Origin of the sequence: Nocardioides sp. CPCC 206348, from assembly GCF_048654705.1 — a bacterium.
Lineage (GTDB): Bacteria > Actinomycetota > Actinomycetes > Propionibacteriales > Nocardioidaceae > Nocardioides.
The window spans coordinates 1-7,236 of record NZ_JBMCZA010000011.1 but is presented as its reverse complement, the minus strand read 5'-3'; the positions used below and the strand labels follow the sequence as shown (position 1 = coordinate 7,236).

The following is a 7,236-nucleotide window of genomic DNA, read 5'->3' as shown; positions in this document are numbered from 1 at the left end:
GGATTCTTACGAACCCGATAAGCAGTCCATATGTCGACGACAGCCACTCATCGGCTTCTCGCTGATGTTTACGGTAGCGACTCTTGTTTGCCTTGACTTCGATAAGTATTGATAGGCCCTTGTACACCAGCGAGATATCAAATATTCGGATCTGCATCTTGCCGAGCTTGTTGATGAAGCGAACGTAGTTGAGGCCAGTGCGGCCTCGATGCACGTCCGACACTCCCTTGATCTTGCGAAACATCGCTGCGACTCGCTTCTCGCCCAGCTCGCCCTTCTCGTGGCTTGTGTATTTGTGCCAGATCGCAATGTAACCGTCTGGCACGCCGGGTCGATTCGGATCCCTTCCTTGCTTTATTTCGCTGCAGAAGATTAACGGCCGCGGGCACGCCCCAGAGGGATCCTTCTCATTGATTGGATCTTGTGGGTATGCGTACGGAGTGTTGTTGGCCCCGGCGATGGAGTCGACCGAGAGGAATGCGCCGGTATCAGGGTTGTAGAGCCGGAGGCCCATAAGTGTGAGGCCCGCGAGGCTGTCTGTGGAGCGCTGGAGTTCGCCGAGCCAGCCGTAGCGGCGGTCCGGTGTGCCCGATAGTGGGTTGCCGTACTCGTCGGTCTCTCCGTAGGCCTCAACTGTTCCGGCGCTGGTGGTCGACGCAACGATGTCGCCATGTGGGTTGATGATCTGGAAGGTGACGGCTCCGCCGGTCACTTCCGCTGCGAGTCCCCTGCCTGGGGGAGCGACGTACTTCGTAGCGACCCAACTTGCCCCGGTGTCCGTCGAAGTCTCGATGCTGGACGGTGAGTCACTCGTGCTGCTGTAGCGATATCGCGATCGCTTGGTCTCTGTGCCGTCCGTCTTGAAGGTGATGCTCGAGATTCGTCCGCCTGGGTCGAGTTCGTAGTCGACCGTCTTGGTTTCAGTGTCACCGCCTGCGGTCACGTCCTGAGTCTGTGACGCGACCATGTCGTTGGCCCGATAGGCCACGGTCAGTGCCCCCGCGGCACCTACTGTGGTGTCGGTCGTCGGGACTGTCAGCGTTCGTCCGAGTGGGTCGTAGCTGTAGCCGGTGTTGGTGACCCTGCTTGCCGTGTCGTAGGTGGTGGTCTTGGTGGATGCCGAAGTCGACTGACATGCCCCTCCGGCGCCTGGAGGGTGCGACGCCAGCGAGGTCCGTTCAGAAGAGGCGCTGAATCCGTAGACCCGGGTGATGCAGCCGTCGGCGCGGGTGTCGACGGCTGCGGTGAGTCGGTCGAGTCCGTCGTAGGTGAAGACCTGTGACGAGGCTGGTGAACTCTGCAGCAGAGCTCTGCCACGGACGTCGTTGCTGGCCGTGAAGGCCAGGACAGTCCCGCTTGAGTTGCTGTAGGTGATTCCGGTTGGGCCGCCGATCTCGTCGGTGTGGTACGTCGCAGCAAGTCCGTTGGGGTACGACAGTTCTTCTAGGGTTCCGTCGGTGGCGTACTGGTAGCCGAAGGAGCCGACGCCGTTATCGACGGTCACGCCGGTAAGGAGGCTGTGTGCGTCGTAGGCGTACGACGTCGAGGTGGTCCCGGTGTCGCTCGTAGCGAGGCGCCCGGTCGCGTCGTAGGTGGTTGCGGCGGTGTTTCCGGTTACGTCTTGATACCCGGTCTCGCGACCCCATGCGTCGTAGGACGTCGTCACGGTGCCGGTGCTGCCTGCTGAGGCGGTCACAGTGGTCGATAGACCTGTGGATACTGCGTACCCGTAGGTGTTGGTGATGGTGTCGGCAGCGACCTCGGAGCCACCCACCACCACCGAGGAGGAAAGGACGCGTCCGAGGTTGTCGTAGGTCTTTGTGGTGGTCCGTGTGCCTGCGCCGCCCGAGAGTTCCTGCACGCTGGTTGGGTTCAGTTCGTCGTCGAACCCTGCGTGGTAGGTGATCGGCGTCGTGGTGCCAGCGGGCTGTGCGGCCGGCCCGGTCTTGCAGACCATTCCGTCCCAGGCCGGCTTTCCGCCACAGGCCCCAGAGCCGTCAGCGGTGTAGTAGGTGGTTGTCGTTGACCGGGCGTCGTTGCCGGCGCCACTACCGTCTGTACCGCCTCCAGGCTCCCGGGTCTCAATCGACCGGCCGTCGGAGTCGAATCGGTTGGTCGTCGTTGACCATGTCGAACCGGTGACCTTGACGGACGTGGAGGTCGGTGTTCCGAGCACCCAACCATCGCCATCGCCAGACACGACCGGGGCGTATCCGTATGTCGTGACCTTGGTGTCGTGATCCGCGGTGCGGTCCGCTGTGGCGGTGCTGAAGGTCTCCTTCACCACCAGGCCGACCCCGTCGCCGCCGATGCCGCCAGGGCGGCCCGCGAGGAGGCTTGGATCGACGCCGGGGTCATCGTCGTACGTAAACGCGGCGTGGGTACGGAAGTAGCCGACCGTGCCGTCGTCCAGGCTGGCGGTGTGAGCCGGGCCGTACTCGTCAATGGCCCGGGTGCCGACCGTGTCGGCGTTGCCCCAAGTGTTGAAAACGGTGAACGACGATGCCTCAAGTGCGACCATCGGCCGGTCGACCAACGGGGCAGCCTGAACCCGTGCCCAACCGGTGGCGTCGAGCGATTGCCTCGTGTTTCCGGCAGCGTCGACCCAATCGGTACTGAGAAGCCATCCGTCGGGACCGAAGGCCGCCGTGTTGGTGGTATTGCCGGACCGATCGGTATAGAAAAGGTCGGCCTTGGTGACATCAGCAGTGCCGTTGTAAGGCTGGTAGACCGCGTAGACCTTGGTCGGCACCACGGTCTGCCCCCACTCGCTAACCTTCGCTGCCGTCATCGACGGGAGCCCTGCGCTAGCGGGCGTCAGGCTGTAGTCGATCGACCACGTTGCGTCGCCGCCGCCGGACGCTGTCGGGCGTTCGCGCTTGACGTTCTCGAGTCGACCGATGGTGTCGTAGGCGAAGCGCCATTCGGTGAGGCCTGCAGGTTTCAGGGTTGCCAGCATGGTCCGGCTGGCAACCGTGGTGTAACTGTATTCAGTGCACAACGGTATGCCGGCGCCAGCACCGTCGGGGTCGCCGCTGCAGACCTTGGTGAGCTTGCCCGAGGTATAGGTGTAATCGGCCAGTGTTTTGATATTGACCGCACCAGGTGTTGCTGCGCCGATGACGCGTTGGACCGAGGCGACCCGTGTTGCGGTGCCAGTTCCGGTGTAGGTGATCGTGAGGGCTCGACACCCGAGGGTTTGGGTGGTGGCGGTGCAAGTGGATGAGGCGGTTGGGTCGGACTGGCGGACGAAGGTGGGCCGCTGGCCCGTGCGGGTGACAGCGATGTCGTTGCCGGTGCCGGGAGCGTTGGTCTCCTTGAGGGTCCAGGCGGGGTCGCCGCCAATGTCCGAGGTACTCCATTCCCAAGTGGTCACGACGCTGCCAGTGCCAAGTGGGCGAGACAACTCGAGCGTGTTTGGGGTGCCGGTCGCGAAGATCAACGTGGTGGTGTCGCCAGTGGGCTCGAGGGGTTTGTAGTTCCCTCCGCCAGTCGGGATGAAGGTTTGTGAGCCACCTCCCGAATCGACGATGACAATCGTGCCGTCCTTGGTGCGGCTGTCGATGACGGACGCTGCCGTGTCGGCGCTCGGCCCGAAAATCTCTGGATCGGACCAACCCGGCCCGAAGACGCCGGCGGTTAGCGTGGCGTCCGACAGGCTAGAGAAGGAGCGCCCGATACCAGCCTTGGAATCGGCAGCGTCAGCGTCGCTGACCATAGCTTCACCGTTGAGCAACGACACCGTCGCGGGCCCGAGGTCGGTTGTTGGGAAGCGTTCGCCGAAGGCGGATTGATAAAGGCCGAGGTACAGGACTGTGGTGCAGGAGTCGGCGGATCCGGAGTATTGGAAGCAGCCGCGGACTTCGAGGAGTGCGGGTGCTTCGAGAGTTCCGGTCCCATAAGTTTCTTCGGTGGCGTTCCAGATCAGCTGGTTGGTGGTGGAGCGGCCGGTGCCTGCGCCAGCGATGGTGCCGGTCCAGTTGGTTCCGTCGTCGACCTTCTTGACCTTGGCCGCAGTTCGCCAGGTGGTTTCGGTGACCACCCGCCACTGCAGCGTCGCGCCGGTGGCGGAGGCGGGTCCGGACAGGTCGATAGGGAACGACGCGGTGGACGGCGCCCACTGGGTGGGCGTGGAGAAGGCTGCGGTACCGGTGCCGTAGGAGAACGTGACGGGTGTTCCGTAGTTGCCGGCCTTGTCGACCGGGGTAACTTCGTAGACGTGCCATCCGGGTGTCGGGGTGTAGGTCGTGACCTTGTCGCCGGATGAGTTCGCGCCGGCGGCGGAGGTCTGGCCGTCGAGGTTGAAGTAGAAACCAGCGGTGTCGGCCGACCCGTTGAGGGTGATCGTGTCGGAGCCGGGCATTGTGGTAGTCCAGGTCCCGTTGGTGAAGTGGGACGAGGTGATCGTGACGGTCGGGGCGATGGTGTCGACGGTGACGGTCTTGGTCGCTGGCGTGGCGGAGCGGACGTTGACGTCGTCCTCACCCCAGGCACTGATCGTGTACGTGCCACCCTCGGTCAGGTGCCCAGACGGAACTGCCTTCGTGGCGGTTCCGCCAGAGGGCACGGCGGGGCTGGTGCCGGCGGGGCTGTCGCCGGGCCACACCAGAGTCGAGCCCTGCTTGATCTCGAAATAGCCCTTGACCTGCCCGCCGTCGGGGTCGGTGACGACCGACGACAGGGTGGGGGTCTTGGAGGTGATGAAGTTGCCGTACAGCCCCGGGGTCGCGGTCAGCCCGGTCGGGGTCGCCGGGGGCTGGCTGATGGTGACGGTCAGCTTGGGCGACTTGGCGTTGTCCCCGTTCTCCAAGGACCTGTACTTACGGTAACTGGCGTTGTTCAACGTGACGGCAGCGAGCTGCACGCCGTAGTTGTCGGCACCACCGACCCAGGATTTCACGATGTCGGTGGCGTTGAAGTCGACCACGCCTTCACTGGTGCAACCGGTGAAGCCGTGCGCGTCGTCCTCGACCTTGGCGCCCGTGGCGGTGACAGTGGGCTGGGTCGACCAGGTGATGCCCGGGACGGTCCAGGCCGAAGTGACCTGCGACATCTTGATGTCCGAGCCGGAGCACGAGCCGGCATTGAAGTTCGACAGGCTCACCTTCGCGTCCGCGATCGATCCCGGGGGCGGACTGCCCAACGCAGTCGTGTCGAAGTTCAGATAGGAGCGATTCTGCGTGATGCCCAAGTTACTGGTGCCGACCCGGAGCTCGGGCGAGGTGTGCTGACTGGTGTTGGGCAGGATGTTCTGCACCCACGTGTCACCCGTCGCGGTCAGGACCACCGTCGGGTCGACCGTCACCGGGTACCTGCGGTCCGGGTCAGCCAGATACACGGGATCGGGCCGCAGCACCAGCTCGCGAGACGTACCCGTCCCCTCAAGGGTCGCCGCGACAGGAACCGTCGACGCTTCGTCGGCCGAGTCCCACATCACCGGCGGGGTGATCGAACCAACCAGCTTGCCCTCGCTCTTGATGTCAATCGAGCCATCGGCGCGAGTGATGAACTTTCCTTCCGACAGGCTCAGAGGGAACCGATACTCCGGAATCTCACCGGCGGCGGGGGCCTGGTCGAGGACGACGGAGAAGTTGAACCCCTCAGGGTGGGACGTGACAACGAGGTCTCCCCCGTCAATCGCCGCGGGTTCAAAGGTGATCTGGTCGCCATCCACCGTTCCGGCGGGCAGCTTGGTTGGCCAGTCGAGCGACAGCGTGGCACCTGAAGGCGAAGTCACGGTGGCCACGTCCTTCGACCCACCATCGCCGTATTCGATATCGAAGGGAACCGCCGCAGGCACGGCTCCATCAGCCAGGTTCTCCAGGTCCGCGTTGACGCTGACCCACTTGTCTTGGTCAGCACGTGAGCGAACCAGCCCCGAATAGGACTCGAGAGTCCAGGTGCTGTCTGGGTTGGCGAACATTGCCGACGAAGGGGTCCGCGCTGACAGGTCCTCGACCTGTGAGCCCTGCGCGATCGCGGTGACCATGGCAGAGGTCCGGTCAGGGCGTTCAGTGACCTTGGGTGCCGCCTGCTCGACGGCGGCCGTTGCGACCGCGGCGCCAGGTGCAACCTGAAGCGTCCCGATCGCGAGGGACCCGAGAGCCGCCAAAGCGATCCCCCGCACCATTCGGTCTGGCCCGCTCGATCGAAGGACAGGACGACGAACTGAACCGCGAAGCGACATCTACACGAACCCTGACTTCTGGCGAGACTCCCCGAGACGCCCACGCATCCGACTCGCGCCTCGGAACCTAAGGCCCAATACTCCGCTACGTCTTCAAAACGGTCAGAACGTGTCAGGAAAGTCGGGACCAGGGTCACGCCTCGCGACAAAGCTGTGCCGTCGCAGAAGCGGCCACTAGCGGCTGTTGCTGCCAGGCTGACCGGTCGCGGCGGATTCCCACATGTGGATCGATGTCACAAGGTCCTCGTAAGCCCGCGCATTCGAGGGCCACTGGAGCCATCGCGATGCGGCGAAGGCGACATCGTTGGCCAGGTCATCTCTGCCGCGCAGCAGCTCGTCGATACCGACACGAAGATGCGCCGCGATGTGCTCGAGCACGGTGATGCTGGGGCGTCGTTCGCCGTGCTCGATCCGCGCGCGGCATGCGGCGCTGACGCCGGCCCCGGCGACGGCCTGGGCCTGGCTCAGCCTGGCGCCGAGGCGTCGTGCGCGGATTCGTGCGCCAAGGCTTGCTGGGCGGATCCGCTGGTGTGCGACGACCTGAGCGGGCTCCATCACCTTTTCGTCGTCATCGGTTGAGACCTCGAGTCTGTTGACGGACGTTCCCGCTGCCTTGCGACGTTGCAACTTGGCACCGCAGGCTCTTCGCGGCCTGTGGATCTTGTGCTCTTCGACCTGGGCCAACCTCAGCGCTTCGCGCTTGCTGGAGTGCCGGCCCACGTACATCTTCTTAGTGCCGTCCGGTCCGCGGTTTCCACCACGGTGACGCTTACCTCGGGACTCCACCCAAGCCATGAGAACTCTCCTCGCTGCCCCACTGGGACAAGGTTGTTGCCCCACATTCGTGGGGCTCTGATCTCAGGATCGCGACGGTTGCAAGAGCGTCTGCCCCACATCTGCCCCACATCGGTCGATTCGGGACTCCGAATGACAGCGATGTGAGGTGCCGTGAAAAAGACGAAACCCCCGTCTGACCTGCGGTTATGCAGTCTCAGACGAGGGTTCTTCTACGTCGGGCTGACAGTGTTCTGGCTCAGGACATAGGAAAG

General features: G+C 63.9%; 2 protein-coding genes. Both read right to left on the bottom strand.

The features are described 5' to 3' along the window. A partial coding sequence (locus ACOADB_RS00515) for a DNRLRE domain-containing protein (RefSeq protein WP_378595965.1) occupies nucleotides 1–5,989 on the bottom strand: 5,989 nt, incomplete at its 3' end. Nucleotides 5,990–6,361: 372 nt separating this feature from the next. Continuing rightward, nucleotides 6,362–6,982 carry a helix-turn-helix domain-containing protein gene (locus ACOADB_RS00510; RefSeq protein ID WP_378595964.1) on the bottom strand — a complete coding sequence of 207 codons (621 nt, stop codon included), beginning with the start codon at nucleotides 6,980–6,982 and terminating at the stop codon, nucleotides 6,362–6,364. Nucleotides 6,983–7,236: the final 254 nt, after the last annotated feature.

Coding starts and splice junctions, on each gene's coding strand:
- ACOADB_RS00510 (WP_378595964.1), bottom strand. CDS start 6,982: ATGGCTTGGGTGGAGTCCCGAGGTAAGCGTCACCGTGGTGGAAACCGC.